This is a genomic window from Faecalimicrobium sp. JNUCC 81, assembly GCF_053667625.1.
Genome location: NZ_CM132203.1, coordinates 3,774,139 through 3,793,445, shown reverse-complemented (window position 1 = coordinate 3,793,445; position 19,307 = coordinate 3,774,139). Strand labels below are relative to the sequence as shown.

The 19,307-nt window shown below is 32.8% G+C and carries 9 protein-coding genes, 2 rRNA genes and 1 other annotated feature; all 11 genes read left to right on the top strand.

The window, feature by feature from the left end:
• Window positions 1–77: 77 nt before the first annotated feature.
• The 11 genes from JNUCC81_RS18560 (at window position 78) to JNUCC81_RS18510 (ending at window position 19,185) form a co-directional block, all read left to right on the top strand.
• Window positions 78–2,977, top strand: a 23S ribosomal RNA gene (locus JNUCC81_RS18560).
• A 67-nt stretch (window positions 2,978–3,044) separates the two neighbouring features.
• Window positions 3,045–3,161: ribosomal RNA gene (rrf, locus tag JNUCC81_RS18555) — 5S ribosomal RNA — on the top strand.
• Window positions 3,162–3,525: 364 nt separating this feature from the next.
• Complete coding sequence (locus JNUCC81_RS18550; protein WP_454094776.1) at window positions 3,526–6,960, top strand: pyruvate carboxylase; 3,435 nt, start codon at window positions 3,526–3,528, stop codon at window positions 6,958–6,960.
• Window positions 6,961–7,437: 477 nt separating this feature from the next.
• On the top strand, window positions 7,438–9,369 hold the full coding sequence (locus tag JNUCC81_RS18545) for an elongation factor G (protein WP_454094775.1): 1,932 nt from the start codon (window positions 7,438–7,440) through the stop codon (window positions 9,367–9,369).
• Window positions 9,370–9,601: 232 nt separating this feature from the next.
• Window positions 9,602–12,058, top strand: a complete 2,457-nt coding sequence (locus tag JNUCC81_RS18540; protein ID WP_454094774.1) for an ATP-dependent Clp protease ATP-binding subunit — start codon at window positions 9,602–9,604, stop codon at window positions 12,056–12,058.
• 168 nt (window positions 12,059–12,226) lie between these two features.
• Window positions 12,227–13,600 (top strand): DNA repair protein RadA, encoded by a 1,374-nt coding sequence (gene radA / locus JNUCC81_RS18535; RefSeq protein ID WP_454094773.1) that lies wholly within the window; start codon window positions 12,227–12,229, stop codon window positions 13,598–13,600.
• A 2-nt stretch (window positions 13,601–13,602) separates the two neighbouring features.
• Window positions 13,603–14,673: a DNA integrity scanning diadenylate cyclase DisA gene (gene disA / locus JNUCC81_RS18530; RefSeq protein WP_208334020.1), complete on the top strand. Its 1,071-nt coding sequence runs from the start codon at window positions 13,603–13,605 to the stop codon at window positions 14,671–14,673.
• Between the two features lie 88 nt (window positions 14,674–14,761).
• Window positions 14,762–15,844 carry a PIN domain-containing protein gene (locus JNUCC81_RS18525; protein WP_454094772.1) on the top strand — a complete coding sequence of 361 codons (1,083 nt, stop codon included), beginning with the start codon at window positions 14,762–14,764 and terminating at the stop codon, window positions 15,842–15,844.
• 106 nt (window positions 15,845–15,950) lie between these two features.
• Window positions 15,951–16,637, top strand: a complete 687-nt coding sequence (gene ispD, locus JNUCC81_RS18520) for a 2-C-methyl-D-erythritol 4-phosphate cytidylyltransferase (RefSeq protein WP_454094771.1) — start codon at window positions 15,951–15,953, stop codon at window positions 16,635–16,637.
• 9 nt (window positions 16,638–16,646) lie between these two features.
• A complete protein-coding gene (gene ispF, locus JNUCC81_RS18515) occupies window positions 16,647–17,126 on the top strand; it encodes a 2-C-methyl-D-erythritol 2,4-cyclodiphosphate synthase (protein WP_454094770.1) in 480 nt (159 codons plus the stop codon).
• Window positions 17,127–17,193: 67 nt separating this feature from the next.
• Window positions 17,194–17,398 (top strand) — a binding site (T-box leader).
• A gap of 71 nt (window positions 17,399–17,469) precedes the next feature.
• Window positions 17,470–19,185: a proline--tRNA ligase gene (locus JNUCC81_RS18510; protein ID WP_454094769.1), complete on the top strand. Its 1,716-nt coding sequence runs from the start codon at window positions 17,470–17,472 to the stop codon at window positions 19,183–19,185.
• Window positions 19,186–19,307 lie beyond the last annotated feature (122 nt).

Below are 19,307 nucleotides of genomic sequence, written 5' to 3'. Positions count from 1 at the left end.
TAAAATATCAAACTTTGAGTAACGGAATAAACTGAACGTATGTGAAGTTTGTTCGTTTACGAAACACTTTAATAACTGGTCAAGTTATTAAGGGTGCAGGGCGGATGCCTTGGCACTAGGAGCCGATGAAGGACGCGATAAGCTGCGATAAGCTTCGGGGAGTTGCACGTAAACTTTGATCCGAAGATTTCCGAATGAGGAAACTCACTTAGAGTAATGTCTAAGTATCGTTAAGTGAATACATAGCTTAGCGAGGGGAACCCGGGGAACTGAAACATCTAAGTACCCGGAGGAAAAGAAAGAAATTCGATTCCGTAAGTAGCGGCGAGCGAACGCGGAACAGGCCAAACCAATGAAGTTTTCTTTGTTGGGGTTGCGGACATGCAATATGGATGCAATATCGTAAGTGAAGAGAGTTGGAAAGCTCCGCCATAGAAGGTAATAGCCCTGTAATTGAAACGAGAAAGCTACTAGCATGATCCAGAGTACCACGGGACACGTGAAACCCTGTGGGAAGTAGGAGGGACCATCCTCCAAGCCTAAATACTACCTAGTGACCGATAGCGCATAGTACCGTGAGGGAAAGGTGAAAAGAACCCCGGGAGGGGAGTGAAATAGAACCTGAAACCCTGCACTTACAAGCTGTGGGAGCACATTATTTGTGTGACCGCGTACTTTTTGTAGAACGGGCCAACGAGTTACGTTAAGTAGCAAGGTTAAGCACTTAAGGTGCGGAGCCGTAGCGAAAGCGAGTCTTAAATGGGCGCTTAAGTTACTTGACGTAGACCCGAAACCGGGCGACCTATCCATGAGCAGGTTGAAGCGAAAGTAAAATTTCGTGGAGGACCGAACCCACGAGCGTTGAAAAGCTCGGGGATGACTTGTGGATAGCGGTGAAATTCCAATCGAGCCCGGAGATAGCTGGTTCTCCCCGAAATAGCTTTAGGGCTAGCCTCAAGGTTGAGAGAAGCGGAGGTAGAGCACTGAATGTCTTAGGGGGTATTGCACTTACCGAAGACTATCAAACTCCGAATGCCGTATTCTTATACTTGGGAGTCAGACTGTGGGTGATAAGATTCATAGTCGAAAGGGCAACAGCCCAGATCGTCAGCTAAGGTCCCTAAATGTACGTTAAGTGGTAAAGGATGTGGGATTGCACAGACAACCAGGATGTTGGCTTAGAAGCAGCCACTCATTTAAAGAGTGCGTAATAGCTCACTGGTCGAGTGATCCTGCGCCGAAAATTTCCGGGGCTAAAACGTACTACCGAAGCTACGGCATCATTATGATGGGTAGGGGAGCTTCGTATGCAGGCTGAAGCGTGACCGTAAGGACGCGTGGACAGTATACGAGTGAGAATGTTGGCATGAGTAGCGAGACGTGGGTGAGAATCCCACGGGCCGTAAACCCAAGGTTTCCAGGGGAAGGTTCGTCCGCCCTGGGTTAGTCGGGACCTAAGCCGAGGCCGAAAGGCGTAGGTGATGGACAACAGGTTGATATTCCTGTACCGCCAATAAACGCTTGAGAAATGGGATGACACAGTAGGATAAGCTAACCACACTGTTGGTTATGTGTGGCTAAGTACTGAGGCAGTCAAGATAGGCAAATCCGTCTTGATAATGCTGGGGTACGATGGGGAGCGAAATTTAGTAGCGAAGTAGCTGATTTCACACTGTCAAGAAAAGTCTCTATCGAGTTTAAAGGCGCCCGTACCTCAAACCGACACAGGTGGGTGAGGAGAGTATCCTAAGGCCAGCGAGAGAACTATTGTTAAGGAACTCGGCAAAATGACCCCGTAACTTAGGGAGAAGGGGTGCCATCCTTTGGATGGCCGCAGAGAATAGGCCCAAGCGACTGTTTACCAAAAACACAGGTTTCTGCTAAGTCGCAAGACGATGTATAGGAGCTGACGCCTGCCCGGTGCTGGAAGGTTAAGGGGATCTGTTAGAGCAATCGAAGCAGTGAACTTAAGCCCCAGTAAACGGCGGCCGTAACTATAACGGTCCTAAGGTAGCGAAATTCCTTGTCGGGTAAGTTCCGACCCGCACGAAAGGCGTAACGATTTGGGCACTGTCTCAACAATAGACTCGGTGAAATTGTAATCCCGGTGAAGATGCCGGGTACCTGCGACAGGACGGAAAGACCCCATGGAGCTTTACTGTAGCTTGACGTTGGGTCTTGGTACTACATGTACAGGATAGGTGGGAGACTTTGAAGCATGAACGCCAGTTTGTGTGGAGTCATCCTTGGGATACCACCCTTGTAGTACTGGGATCCTAACCAGAGGCCTTGAATCAGGTCTTGGGACACCGTCAGGTGGGCAGTTTGACTGGGGCGGTCGCCTCCCAAAGAGTAACGGAGGCGCTCAAAGGTTCTCTCAGTACGGTCGGAAATCGTACGAAGAGTGTAAAGGCAAAAGAGAGCTTGATTGCAAGACATACAGGTCGAGCAAGGACGAAAGTCGGACTTAGTGATCCGGTGGTTCCGCATGGAAGGGCCATCGCTCAACGGATAAAAGCTACCCTGGGGATAACAGGCTTATCTCCCCCAAGAGTCCACATCGACGGGGAGGTTTGGCACCTCGATGTCGGCTCATCACATCCTGGGGCTGTAGTAGGTCCCAAGGGTTGGGCTGTTCGCCCATTAAAGTGGTACGCGAGCTGGGTTCAGAACGTCGTGAGACAGTTCGGTCCCTATCCGTCGCAGGCGTAGGAAATTTGAGGAGACCTGTCCTTAGTACGAGAGGACCGGGATGGACGTACCTCTGGTGTACCAGTTGTTCTGCCAAGGGCATGGCTGGGTAGCTATGTACGGAATGGATAAGCGCTGAAAGCATCTAAGCGCGAAGCCAACTTCAAGATAAGATTTCCCACCGTAAGGGTAAGACCCCAGGAAGACTACCTGGTTGATAGGTCGAAGGTGTAAGTGCAGTAATGTATTTAGCTTATCGATACTAATAGGTCGAGGACTTGACCTCAATTTAAAATGATAATTTCAATAAATGTTTGTAGTTTTCAGAGTATTAACTCTAAAATAAAAGATTATGTGGTTACAATAGCAAAGAGGATACACCTGTTCCCATTCCGAACACAGAAGTTAAGCTCTTTAGCGCTGATGGTACTTGGTGGGCAACTGCCTGGGAGAGTAAGACGTAGCCACGTAATCTTTTTTTATTGCGTGAATTTGAGAAATTGTGCTTACAATATTAAATAAGTAAATTTTATAATTTTCAAAAACAAAAACTCCTTTAGGGAGTTTTTTGTTTTTGAAAATTAATTCTTACAGAGATAGATATTTACACAGAACATATTTTGTTATTATTCCATAAAATAAATAAGTTAGCAATTATTATGACAAAAATCAGCTTTACTTTAGTGAGGTGATTTTTAAAACTAAATGATATAAATTACTTACTTTGATATATTTGTATTATTTATTAAGGAACTTATCTAGAGGTATTTCAAATTAAAGTTAATTAGTCTATAATCTTTAATATTATAAGAATGAGGGGGATTTTTAGATACTATGCTTAAAAAATTTAACAAAATACTAGTAGCTAATAGAGGCGAAATAGCCATAAGAATATTCAGAGCTTGCTCTGAACTAGGTATAAAAAGTGTTGGTATATATAGTAAAGAAGATAAATATGGCTTATTTAGAACAAAAGCAGATGAATCTTATTTAATAGGTGAGGATAAAGGTCCTGTAGATGCATACTTAGATATGGATGCAATAATAGATTTAGCTAAAAGAAAGAATGTAGATGCAATTCATCCTGGATATGGTTTTTTATCTGAAAACCCAGAATTTGTACGTAAGTGTGAGGAAAATGGAATAATTTTTATAGGTCCATCAGCAGATATAATGAACATGATGGGAGATAAAATAAATGCTAAAAAAATCGCAAAAGAGGTTAATGTTGATACTATACCGGGAATAGATAAACCAATAAAGACTTCTGAAGAAGCTAAAAGAATTGCAAAAGAAATCGGTTACCCTATCATGCTTAAAGCCTCTAATGGTGGTGGTGGAAGAGGTATGAGGGTTGTATATAATGAAAATGACCTAGAGATAGAATATAAGACTGCATGTAGTGAATCAAGAAAGGCATTTGGTGAAGACATTATATTTATAGAAAAATATATAGCAGATCCAAAACATATAGAAGTACAAATACTAGGGGATAAGCACGGTAATATAGTACATTTATATGAAAGAGATTGCTCTGTTCAAAGAAGACATCAAAAAATAATTGAATATGCACCAGCGTTTTCTCTAGAGGATGAATTAAGAGAAAGCATATGTAGAGATGCAATAAAAATAGCTAAACATGTAGGCTATGTTAATGCAGGAACATTAGAATTTTTAGTAGATGATAGCAAGCACCACTATTTTATAGAAATGAATCCTAGAGTGCAAGTTGAACATACTGTTACAGAAATGATAACAGGAATAGATATAGTTCAAAGTCAAATATTAATAGCTCAGGGACATAGATTAGATAGTGATGAAATAAATATAAAATCTCAAGAAGATGTTGAAGTAAGAGGCTACTCTATACAGTGTAGAATAACAACTGAAGACCCTAAAAATAAATTTATGCCAGATACAGGTAAAATACAAGTCTATAGAACTGGATCAGGAAATGGAATTAGATTAGATGGTGGAAATGGATTTACAGGATCTAATATAAGTCCATATTATGATAGCTTGTTAGTTAAAACTATATCTTGGGATAGGACTTTCAAAGGAGCTATAAATAAAACTGTAAGATCTATAAAAGAGCTTAGAATAAGAGGTGTAAAAACTAATATAGGCTTTCTAGTAAATGTACTAAACAACCCTATTTTTGCAAAAGGTGAATGTAGTACTAAATTTATAGACGAAAATCCAGAGCTATTTGAGATAAGAGAAAGTAAAGATAGAGGAACAAAGTTACTTCAATTTATAGGAGATGTAGTAGTAAATGAAAATAAATGCAACGATAAACCTATATTTGAATCACTACACAAGCCTAGTATAAAAAGTGAACTTATAAAGTCTGAAGGTAGCAAGGACTTATTTGATAGATTAGGTAAGAAAGATTATATAGAAAGTATAAAGAATGAAAAAAAACTATTACTAACAGATACTACAATGAGAGATGCACATCAATCATTGCTAGCAACCAGACTTAGAACTTATGATTTATTACAAGTAGCAGAACCTACAAATGATTATATGAAAGATTTATTCTCGTTAGAAATGTGGGGAGGAGCTACTTTTGATGTAGCATATAGATTCTTGAATGAATCTCCTTGGATTAGACTTCAAAAGCTAAGAAAAGTTATACCTAATATAATGTTCCAGATGTTATTTAGAGCATCTAATGGTGTAGGGTATAAAAATTATCCTGATAATGTAATTAAAGAGTTCATAAGTGAATCTTCAAAACAAGGTATAGATGTATTTAGGATATTTGATTCTTTAAACTGGGTAGAAAATATGAAACCTTCTATATCAGCTGCATTAGAAACAGGAAAAATAGTAGAAGCAAGTATATGTTACTCAGGTGATATATTAGATAAAACTAAAACGAAATATGATTTAGATTATTATATAAGAATGGCTAAAGAATTAGAAAGTTTAGGTTCAGATATTATATGTATAAAAGATATGGCTGGGTTACTTAAGCCTTATGCAGCGTATACACTTATAAAAGAATTAAAAAGAAATGTAGATACACCAATACATTTACACACTCATGATACTAGTGGAAATGGTATAGCTACATGCTTAATGGCATCAGAAGCTGGAGTAGATATTGTTGATGGTGCACTAGAAACTATGGCAGGATTAACTAGCCAGCCATCTATAAATGCTATAGTAGAGGCGCTTAAAAATACTGAAAGAGACACTAAAATTGATTTATACGGATATGAGGAGATAGGAAGCTACTATAGAGATTTAAGAAAGATATATAGCAAGTTTGAAAGTGATTTAATAAACCCTTCTGCAGAGATATATAAATATGAAATACCAGGAGGACAATATACAAATCTAAAGCCACAAGCCGATAGCTTAGGGTTAACTAATAAGTTTGATACAGTAAAATTAATGTATAAAGAAGCAAATGAAGTGCTAGGAGATATTATAAAAGTTACTCCATCCTCAAAGGTAGTTGGAGATTTAGCAATATTTATGGCTAAAAATAAATTAAATAAAGCAAATATTATACAAGAAGGAAAAAAACTATCTTTCCCGGATTCAGTAGTAGATTACTGTAAAGGAATGATTGGTCAACCAGAAGGTGGAATACCTGAAGATATTCAAGAAATTGTATTGAAAGGTGAAAAACCTATAACTATAAGACCAGGACTATTAATTCCTGACGAAGACTTTGATATGGCAAAAGCTTATTTAGATAGTAATTGTAATATAAATGCAAATATAAGAAACGTTTTAAGTTACACATTATATCCAAAGGTATATGAAGAATATATAAAACATTTACAAGAATACAATGATATATCTAAACTTGAAAGTCATGTATACTTCTATGGATTAAATAAAGGTGAAGAATGTGAAGTTGAAATAGAAGAGGGTAAGGTGCTAACAATTAAGTTAGTTGAAATAGGTGATGTCAAAGAAAGTGGAACAAGAACGATTGTATTCGAATTAAATGGCATGATAAGAGAAATTGAAGTAAAAGATAAAAATTTCTCGGGTAATATTAAAGATATAGTAAAAGCTGATATGAATGACCCTTTACAAATTGGTGCTAGTATTCCTGGTAAAGTAGTAAAAATATTGGTTAATAAAAATGATGAGGTAAAACAAAATCAACCATTACTAATAATAGAAGCTATGAAGATGGAAACTATAATTGTTTCAAAAACAGATTGTATAGTAAAATCTATAAAAGTATCTGAAAATGAAATGGTAAGAGATAAGCAGTTACTAATGGAAATGAAAAAATAAAGTAAAATAAAAAATACTCTAGATAATTATCTAGAGTATCTTTTATTTTAAGAAAATACAATTTATATCTAAAGACACTTACCAAGACGTTTAATTCTAAGGGTTAATTAAATAATAAATAGATACCTATATTTATATAAAGTTAATGTATTTTTATTTAATATAAATTCAAAATTAAAATTTATTTATAAAAAGAAGGAGAGAAAGATTTTAATATAGAAATATACTTAAATCTGTTTTTTATTATCTATACTAATAAAAATAGGTAAAGATAAATTAGTCTAGAAAGTTAATTAAATACATATTGTATAAAGAGGATAGTTTTATACTCAAATCAAGTTAGTTACCTCACCATTTGTCATACAAAAGACAAGTAAGTTACATATCGCAAAGAAACGTTATCTTGAAGAGAATAACAAATATTTAATAAAGTGTAATATCTAGATTTTGTATAAATATTAAAAGGTAGGTGCTTTTATGAAAGTTTATGATAGCAATATGTTAAGAAACATATCAGTACTAGGACATAGTGGTTGCGGAAAAACAAATCTAATTGAAGCTATATCATATACAGCAAATCTTACTAATAAAATACCTAAGATAACAGATAAAGTAACAATGACCTACAGTATGGGGCTAGTACCAATTGAATATAATGATTTTAAGTATAACTTACTAGATACTCCGGGATATTTTGATTTCAGTGGAGAAGTTATATCGTCACTTAGTGCAAGTGATGCAGCTATAATAGTAATAGATGCAACTACTGATGTTCAAGTAGGTACAGAGAAGTCATTAGAATTAACTGGAAATATTCCAAAGATAATGTTTATAAACAAAATAGATAATGAAAAAGCTAGATATAAAGATACTTTAGTTATGTTAAGAGAAAAGTATGGAAATAAAGTAGTGCCTATGATTATACCTATTTATAAAGATAAAAAATTTATTAAATTACACAATGTTTTTGAAAATATGGATGATTTAGAGGGCGAATTTAAAGATGAAGCTATGAGTGTAAAAGAAGCCTTGATGGAACTTATAGCAGAAACTGATGACGAGATACTAGATAAGTATTTTAGTGGAGAAGATTTAAGCTTTGATGATATACAAAAAGGATTAACTATAGGTATGCAAAGAGGAGATATTATTCCAGTAATTTGTGGTTCCACGATAAACAATATAGGTACATCTGAGATATTAGAAACAGTATCTAAATATTTAGAACCTAAATATAAAGGTAAAGACAGTGTATTTAAAGGATTTATTTTTAAGACAGTAGTAGATCCATTTATAGGGAAAATGTCTTATTTAAAGGTTACTCAAGGAGAAATTACTAAAGATAATGATGTGTTTAATATAAATAAAGATATAAAAGAGAAAATATATAACTTATATACAATGAAAAATAATGATTTGGTAGAAATAGAAAAAGCTAAATGCGGAGATGTAGTTATGCTTACTAAGGTAAACTCATTACAAACAGGATATACATTATCATCAGATAGAGAGGAAGAGCCTTTATCTGAAATAAATCTTCCTAGACCACAAATATATTATGCTATAACACCTAAAAATAAGGGGGATGAAGAAAAAGTAAGTATAACATTAAATAAAATAGTAGAAGAAGATCCAACTATACGTTGGTATAGAAATTCAGAAACAAAACAAGCTCTTATAGGAGGTCAAGGAGAATTACACATAAATACAGTAAAAAATAGAATGAAAGAAAAATTTGGAGTAGATGTAGAATTAATGGATCTTAAGGTTGCCTATAGAGAGACTATAAGAGGTTATGCTGATGTTCAAGGAAAGCATAAAAAACAATCTGGTGGTCATGGACAATATGGAGATGTAAAAATAAAATTTGAGAGAAGTAATGATGACTTTGAATTTGCAGAAGCAATATTTGGTGGGTCTGTTCCTAAGCAATATATACCAGCAGTAGAAAAAGGGTTAAAGGATTCTATGCTAAAAGGAACACTTGCAGGTTTCCCTGTTACTAATATAAAAGCTACTCTTTATGATGGCTCATATCATGATGTAGATTCTTCTGAAATGGCATTTAAGCTAGCAGCAAGCGCTGCTTTTAAAAAAGGTATGGAGCAAGCACAACCAGTACTATTGGAGCCTATAATGAAACTTAAAATAACAATACCAGATGAATATATGGGAGATGTAATGGGAGATATTAATAAGAGAAGAGGAAAAATACTTGGAATGGAGCCTGATGATAAAGGAAAGCAAGTAATATATGCTCAAGCTCCTCAAGCAGAAACATTTAAATATGCTATAGATTTAAGATCTATGACACAAGGAAGAGGATATTTCGAGATGGAAATAGAAAAGTATGAAGAGGTTCCTAATCAAATAGCTCAAAAAATTATATCACTAGCAAATAATAATTAAAAATTTTATAAAAAAGGCTGCAGATAGATTGTCTGGAGCCTTTTAAATTCTAATTCATATAGTGGATTAAGATAAATAAATTTTTATAAAAATAGATTTGTATGTGTAAACATTAAGTATAAAAAATCATATAAATTATATAATTAACCATTACACATATCATAAGGAATCGTAAATATAATACTATCGATAAATTTTAAGATATATAAGATGTAAGGCAGGAGGGGATGTAATGTACTTTAATAGATTTACTCAAAGGGCTAAAAAAGCTATAGATTTAAGTTTAGAATCGGCCCAAAAGCTAGGACATGAGGTTGTTGGCAGTGAACATATTCTTTTAGGATTATTAAGAGAAAAAGAAGGCATAGCAGCTAAAGTACTATTAAAATTAGGGATAACAGATACTATATTAGAAGCAAGAATAATTGAAATAGAAGGTAAAGTAGAAAGTACACCTTCAGATATAACATTAAGTCCTAGAAGTAAACAGATACTAGAACTATCTGGTATGTTTGCAAATAAATTAAAAACTAATTATATAGGAACAGAGCATATACTACTTGCGATTGTTCAAGAAGGTGAAGGTATAGGAATTAAAATACTAAATGCCGAAGGAATAGATGAAAGAACAATAGTACAATTAATAATAGATATGATGGGATTAGACGAATATGCAGTGCAGCAAGAAGAAGAGAACAAGTATCCAGCTAAAGTTCAATCAACATCATCTAAATTACTAGATAAATATGGAATTAATCTTACTAATTATGCTTCACAAGGAAAAATAGATCCTGTAATAGGAAGGGAAAAGGAAATACAAAGAATTGTTCAAATATTAAGTAGAAGAACAAAGAACAATCCTGTGATAATAGGTGATCCAGGTGTAGGAAAAACTTCTATTGTAGAAGGTTTGGCTATAAATATATCAATAGGGGATGTTCCTGAAACATTAAAAAATAAAACATTATATACTTTAGACATGGGATCAATGTTAGCAGGAGCTAAATATAGAGGAGAATTTGAAGAAAGAATAAAAAGTGTAGTAGATGAAGTAATGAAAAATGAAAATATAATTTTATTTATAGATGAATTACACACAATAATAGGAGCAGGATCAACTGGAGAAAGTACAATAGATGCATCAAATATATTAAAGCCAGCCTTATCAAGAGGAGACATTCAAGTTATAGGTGCTACAACTATAGATGAATTTAGAAAGCATATAGAAAAAGATTCAGCGCTTGAAAGAAGATTCCAACCAGTTATGGTAAATGAGCCTACAGTTGAAGATACTATAAAAATGATACAAGGATTAAGAGACAAATATGAAGCTCATCACAGAGTTAAAATAAGTGATGAAGCTATAAAAGCATCTGTTGAACTATCTATTAGATATATACCAGATAGATTTTTACCAGATAAAGCTATAGATTTAATAGATGAAGCAGCTTCTAGGGTTAGATTAAGAGAAGTTACACCAACATCTGAAATAAAAAACTTAGAAGATGAAATGCAAAATATAATAAATGAAAAAGAAGAGGCTGTTAGGTATCAAGATTTTGAAAAAGCAGCTAAAATAAGAGATGAGCAAGAAAATCTTAAAAAACAATTAGAAGAAGTAAGACAACAGTGGAATAAATCAACTAAGTATGCAGATTTGGTTGATGCAGAAGCAATAGCAGAAGTTGTTGAGCTATGGACTGGAATACCAATAAATAAAATAGTAGAAGAAGAATCTTATAAATTATTGAAGTTAGAAGATACATTACATGATAGAGTGGTAGGTCAAGAACAAGCAGTTAAATCTATTGCTAGCGCAATAAGAAGATCAAGAGCAGGGCTTAAAGATCCTAATAAACCAATTGGTTCATTTTTGTTTTTAGGTCCAACAGGTGTAGGAAAAACTGAATTGTCTAAAGCATTATCTGAAGTTCAATTTGGAGATGAAAATCAAATTATAAGAATAGATATGTCTGAATATATGGAAAAGCATGCCGTGTCTAGAATGATAGGTTCCCCTCCAGGATATGTAGGATATGATGAAGGAGGCCAATTGACCGAAAAGGTTAGAAGACATCCATACTCAGTTGTATTATTTGATGAAATAGAAAAGGCTCATCCAGATGTATTCAATATACTATTACAAATATTAGATGAAGGTAGACTAACAGATTCAAAAGGAAGAGCTGTTGATTTTAAAAATACTATAATAATAATGACTTCAAATGTAGGTGCTACTACAATTGATAAGCAAAAAACTTTAGGGTTTAGCGCCAATAAAGATGAAGAGATGATTGTAAAAACTCAATATGAAAAAATGAAAGAAAATATAATGGGAGAAGTAAAGAAAAACTTTAGACCAGAATTTATAAATAGAATTGATGATATAATAGTATTCCATTCATTAACAGAAGAGCATATATCTAAGATAGTAATAATAATGACTCAAGATTTAGTTAAGAGACTAGAAAAAATGGATATAAAATTAGAGATGAGAGAGGATGCTATAAAACTAATAGCAAAATCAGGTTTTGATTTGGAATATGGAGCAAGACCATTAAAAAGAGCTATACAAAAAGAATTAGAAGATAAATTATCAGAAGAGATTCTAAAGGGAAATATAAAAAAAGGAAGTACTGTTATAGCAAAAGCTAAAGATAATGATATAATATTTGAAAGTAAAGAGTAATGATATATTATAAGGGGGAGATTATATTTCCCCTTTATTTTTGTATTAATAAATTTATTAATACGCTAAGAATATTTAAAATTTAATTTAAAAACTCAATAACTTTACATAATACACCATACGTATGTTAAAATTATATAGATAATAGGAAGTTAAGGGTGATTTAAAATGGCGAAAATAAAGACAAAATATGTATGCCAAGAATGTGGATACGAAACATCAAAATGGTTAGGAAAATGTCCAGAATGTACTAAATGGAATACTTTTGTGGAAGAAATAGAGCAAAAGGGTTCTAAAAAGGATATATTTATTATAGATAAGTCTTCTTCTAAACCAGTAAGTATAAATTCTATACAAACTAAAGAAGAAGAGCGATTTTCAACATGTATAAACGAGCTAGATAGAGTGCTTGGAGGAGGAGTTGTAAAAGGATCTTTAGTTCTTGTAGGTGGAGACCCTGGTATAGGAAAATCAACTCTTTTAATACAAGTCTCAAGTAACGTTGCAAACTCTGGGAAAAGAGTACTGTATATATCAGGAGAAGAATCTGAATCTCAAATAAAAATGAGGGCTCAAAGATTGGGAATAAATTCCGATAATTTATATATATATGCAGAAAATAATTTAAGCATGATAGAATCTCAACTTGAAAGTATTAATCCAAAACTTATAATATTAGACTCTATACAGACAGTATTTAGCCCAGAAATATCATCAGCTCCTGGTACAGTTAGCCAAATAAAAGAAGGAACTTCAAAATTTATGAAAATTTCTAAAAAAATGGGTATATCAACCTTTGTAGTTGGACATGTAACAAAAGAAGGATCTTTAGCTGGACCCAAGTTACTTGAGCACATGGTTGATACAGTCTTATATTTTGAAGGAGAGAGATATAATACTTATAGAATGGTAAGAGCTGTAAAAAACAGGTTTGGTTCGACTAATGAACTTGGAGTGTTTGAGATGAGAGATTTAGGGTTAGTCGAACTTGAAAATCCATCAAAAATACTTATATCAGAAAAGCCAAAAGATGTGGCTGGATCAGTAATAATTTCTACTGTAGAAGGAACTAGACCAATGCTTCTAGAATTACAAGCATTAGTGTCTCCTACAAGTTTTGGTATACCAAAGAGAACAGCAACTGGAGTAGACTATAATAGAGTGAGTATGCTTTTAGCAGTTCTTGAAAAACGTGTTGGCCTTCAAATACAAAATCAAGACGTTTATATTAACGTTGTAGGTGGAATCAAAATAAATGAACCATCTATAGACCTAGGTATAGTAATATCTATAGCTTCAAGTTTTAGAAATTTACCTGTAGATGAAACCATAGCGGTAACAGGAGAGGTAGGACTAACAGGAGAAGTTAGAGCTGTCAGCTTTATAGAAAAGAGAATAGCGGAGTGCAAGAAGCTTGGATTTACTAAAATGGTTATTCCAAGAAATAACTATGAAGTAGTGAAAGATGTGAAAGGAATAGAAATATGGCCTGTAGACAACTTAAGACAAGCAATAAATATAGTACTAGGGGGTAGTAAATAATAATGGAGGATTTCCTAAGCAATAAACATGTACTACATGCTTTGAAAATGATATCTCCTGGAAGTCCATTAAGACAGGGATTAGAAAATGTTTTAAAAGCAAAAACAGGGGGACTAATAGTTCTTGCGACAGATGAAGAAATAGTGAGAGTAGTAGATGGTGGATTTACTATAAATGCAGAGTATTCACCGGCATACTTATATGAATTAGCTAAAATGGATGGAGCTATCGTTCTTAGTTCAGATGCAAAGAGGATAATTTTTGCAAATGCACAGTTAATACCAGATTACTCTATACCAACATCAGAAACAGGTACGAGGCATAGAACAGCAGAAAGAGTTGCTAAGCAAACAGGGGCTATTGTAATAGCTATTTCTCAAAGAAGAAATGTAATAACTGTTTATAGAGGTGACCAAAAGTATGCATTAGAGGAAATATCAAAGATATTTACAAAAGCAAATCAAGCATTACAGACTTTAGAAAAATACAAATCAGTGCTAGACCAAGCAGTAATAAATCTAAATGCTCTAGAATTTAATGATTTAGTAACAATATATGATGTTGCACTTGTAGTTCAAAAAATGGAAATGGTAATGAGAATTACCAATATAATTGAAAAGTACATAATAGAGTTAGGTGAAGAAGGTACCTTAGTTAGTATGCAGTTAGATGAGCTAATGGGTACTACTAAAATTGATCAAAAATTAATATTTAAAGATTATAGTAGACATGATGTAGATATTAAAGATTTTAAACGTAAAATAAAAAATCTAACATCAGAGGAACTTGTAGACTTAGTTAATATGGCTAAATTATTAGGATATAGTGGATTCTCAGAAAATATGGACATGGCTATAAGATCTAGAGGATATAGAATTCTTAATAAGATACATAGACTTCCATCAACAATAATTGAAAACTTAGTTAATTATTTTGAAAATTTCCAGGAAATATTAGATGCTTCTATTGAAGATTTAGATGATGTAGAAGGAATAGGTGAAATTAGAGCAACATATATTAAAAATGGACTTATAAAAATGAAACAATTGGTATTATTAGATAGACATATATAATGAATGTTACTACTTTGTCATTGAATATATTGGGTGTTATGGATTATAATAAAAAAATACTAAAGGATAAAAACCAGGGGGTGAAAATTTGATACGTAAGATAACAAGAATAATAATTGGATTACTTGGGTTAACTCTAGGTATGACTACGTATACAGCAGTAACAAAAGCAATACCAAATTTTGCATTTGGTAAAGGTACATATGGTTTAGTAGGATCGGTAGCAGTAGGTATAGTTATAGGACTTTTATTCTATATACTAGAACCTTGGGTTTTAAATAAATTTAAATATATAGCTAAAGTTGTAGATAAAGAGATATCAAGATATCCTCAAACAGATATATTATTAGGCTCTATTGGGCTTATAGTAGGATTTGTAATAGCTTACTTAGTAAGTGGATTAATGAGTTCGATACCTATATTTGGTGGAATATTATCATTCCTTACATATGGATTTATGGGATACTTAGGAATTAAAGTAGCTCTTAAGAGTAAGGATGACTTATTTAATATAGTTAAGATAGGAAAGCTAGCACCATCAATTAAAGAAAAGACTTCGAAAAAAGAGGTTAAAGCTATACCTCCGAAGATTTTAGATACTAGTGTTATAATAGACGGTAGGATAGCAGATATATGTAAGACAGGCTTTATAGAAGGAAAACTTATAATACCTAAGTTTGTATTAGACGAGTTACAACACATTGCAGATTCTTCAGATGATTTAAAAAGAGTTAGAGGTAGAAGAGGTCTTGATATATTAAGTATAATTCAGAAAGAATTAGATATAGAAGTTGAAATAAGTGAAGCTAGATTTGACGATATAGCAGAAGTTGATAGTAAGCTTCTAAAGTTAGGCCAAGTTTTAAATGGTAAGGTAGTTACTAATGATTATAACCTTAATAAAGTAGCACAAGTTCAAGGTGTTGAAGTATTAAATATTAATGAACTTGCAAATGCTATAAAGCCAGTTGCAATACCTGGAGAAGAAATGGTAGTTCAAGTGGTTAAAGAAGGTAAAGAAAATAGTCAGGGTATAGCATACTTAGATGATGGTACAATGATAGTCGTAGATGGTGGAAAAAGACATATAGGTGAAACTATAAGAGTGTTAGTTACATCTGTTCTCCAAACACCAGCAGGAAGAATGATATTTGGAAAACCTAAAAATTAATTAATATATATATAAAGGTCTTCGTATTTTCGAAGGCTTTTTCTATATACAAAAATATGTTAATATGATTTAATTTGAGTATAGAAGTCTACAAAGAGGTGAATATATGAATGGCGTTGTTATCGTTGCTGCAGGTAAAGGAAGCAGAATGAAGATGGATATAAATAAGCAATTTATAAAACTAGACGAAAAAGAAATAGTTGCTTATACAATTGAAAAATTCTATAATCATAGCAATATACAAGATATAGTAGTAGTAGTAAGAGAGGAAGAAGCTAATATTTTAAAAAAAGAAATATTAGAAAAATATAATTTTAAAAATATAAAAATAGCGTTTGGAGGAAAAGAAAGACAAGATTCTGTTTATAATGGACTAAAAATGCTAGATAAAGATTGCAAAAACGTATTAGTACATGATGGAGCTAGACCTTTTGTAAGTAAAGAAATAATAGATAATTCGATAGATGCAGCTAAAAAATATAATGCTGTAGTAGTAGGTGTTCCTGTAAAAGATACTATAAAAATAGTAAATAAAGATAATGATATAGTAGATACTCCTAATAGAAGCGTTCTATGGGCAGTTCAAACACCTCAAACTTTTAATTATGAAATATTAATGAAAGCTTATGAAAATGCATTTGAAAGTGAATTTTATGGAACAGATGATGCTATGTTAGTAGAGTATATAGGGTATAAAGTGAAAATGATAGAAGGATCTTATAATAATATAAAAGTGACTACACCAGAAGATATAAATATGGGAATTCAAATATTAAAGAGTCAAAACTTATAGGAGGAAAAAATGAGAGTAGGATTAGGATATGATGTTCATAAATTAGTAGAAGGAAGAAAGTTAATAATAGGTGGAGTGAATGTTCCACATGAAAAGGGGTTATTAGGACATTCAGATGCAGATGTATTAGTTCATGCAGTAATGGATTCAATATTAGGAGCACTTGCACTTGGAGATATTGGTAAACATTTCCCTGATACAGATGAAAGATATAAAGGTGCTGATAGTATAAAACTATTAGAGTTTGTAAATAATTTAATAAAAGAAAAAGGATATACTATAGGAAATATAGATTGTACAATAATAGCTCAAAGTCCTAAGATGGCACCTTATATTATGGATATGAGAGAGAATATTGCAAGAACTTTAAATACGGATATAGAAAATATAAATGTGAAAGCGACTACTGAAGAAGGTCTTGGATTCACAGGTTCAAAGCAAGGTATAGCATCTCAAAGTATCTGTATGTTAGTTAAAGTTGACAACTAATATTAAATAATATATTATTATTTTAATCACAAAAATAAATTTAAAGTATATCTTAATATAAAATGAATTAAAAGTTATGATAAAGAAATAGTAGAAGGTGGAGTCTTTACAGAGAAGAAACATTAGCTGAGAGTTTCTAAGAATAAATCTTTGAACCAGTCTTTTAGCTTAAGAACGTTAAAAAGTTTTTACGGTAAGGACCGTTATATCCTATAAAGAGAGCCTTAGGGCTAACTAGAGTGGTACCGCGGAACGAACCTTTCGTCTCTATACGTTTGTATAGTGATGAGAGGTTTTTTTATTTATAGAACTTAAAAATTATTAATTTAGGAGGAAAGAAATTATGAAAATGTCTAAAATGTTAATATCAACATTAAAAGAAGTTCCATCTGATGCAGAAATAACAAGTCATCAGTTAATGATGAGAGCTGGTATGATAAAGAAAATGGCGTCTGGAGTTTATAACCAATTACCAATGGGGTTAAGAGTTTTCAATAAAATACAAAATATAATAAGAGAAGAAATGAATGCTAAAGATGCTCAGGAAATATTATGTTCAGGATTAATACCATCAGAACTTTGGAAAGAGTCAGGAAGATGGGATGTAATGGGCCCTGAGATGTTTAGACTTAATGATAGAAATGAAAGAAGTTACTGCATGGGACCAACTCATGAAGAAGTATTTACAGATATAATAAGACAAGAGGTTACTTCATATAAACATTTACCACTTAACTTATATCAAATACAAGTAAAATATAGAGATGAAAGAAGACCAAGATTTGGTGTTATGAGAACTAAGACTTTTACAATGAAAGATGCTTATAGCTTTGACGTAGACCAAGAAGGATTAGATAAGTCATACCAAGATATGTTTGAAGCATATACAAATATATTCAAAAGATGCGAATTAGAAAATAGTCCAGTTCAAGCAGATTCAGGAGCTATGGGTGGTTCTGCATCAGCAGAGTTTATGGTTAAATCAGAAGTTGGAGAAGATGAGATAGTATTCTGTAGTGGGTGTGACTACGCGGCTAATATAGAAAAAGCTCAGTCAGTAAACCATGAAGCTTGTAGTGAAGAAATGAAAGAATTAAAAGAAGTTCATACTCCAGGAGTAACTACAATAGATGAATTAGCTAAATTCTTTAATATAGAATCAGGTAAGTTTGGAAAAACTTTAATATACTATGCAGATGGAAAAAGCGTAGCAGTAGTAGTTAGAGGAGATAGAGAAGTTAATGAAACTAAAGTTGCGAATGCTATAGGTGGAGCTGTAGAGTTTGAACTTGCTAGTGAAACAACTATAAAAGAAGTAACTGGCGCAGAAGTTGGATTTGCTGGACCAATAGGAATAAAAACAGATTATTTATTAATAGATCAAGAAATAGCAGATCAAAATAATTTAATAATAGGTGCTAATAAGACTGAATACCATTTAGAAAATGCTAACTATGGAAGAGACTTTGAAGGTACGGTTGGAGATTTCAGAAATGTAGAAGAAGGAGATAAGTGTACTAAGTGTGGTAGTGCACTAGAAGTGGCTAGAGGAGTAGAAGTTGGTCATATATTTAAACTTGGAACTAAATACTCAGAATCTATGGGAGCTACTTACCTAGATAAAAATGGGAAGTCACAGCCAATAGTTATGGGATGTTACGGAATAGGTGTTGAAAGAACGGCAGCAGCTGTAATAGAACAGCATCATGATGAAAATGGTATAATATGGCCTTTAGCTATAGCGCCATATCATGCGGTAGTAGTACCAGTAAATATGAAAAAAGCTGAACAAGTAGAAGCTGCTGAAAAATTATACAATGAGTTAAAAGCTATGGGTGTAGAAGTATTATTAGATGATAGAGATGAAAGAGTTGGATTTAAATTCAAAGATAGTGAGCTTATAGGTATACCAATGAGAATAACTGTTGGTAAAGATATAACAGATGGAAAAGTAGAATTCAAGTTAAGAGAAGCAGCAGACAAAGAAGTAATATCTTTAGATGAAGTTAAATCAAAGGTTGAAACTGAATTTGCAAAACATAATGTAAAGTTAGGATAATTATGAAGTAATTAGATAGTATATATAATCCACTAACTTATTAACAATTCTAATTAAAATGTGGATATATATACTATTTTAATTGTGACAAAAAACAACTTTATCCACAATTGTAGATAAAT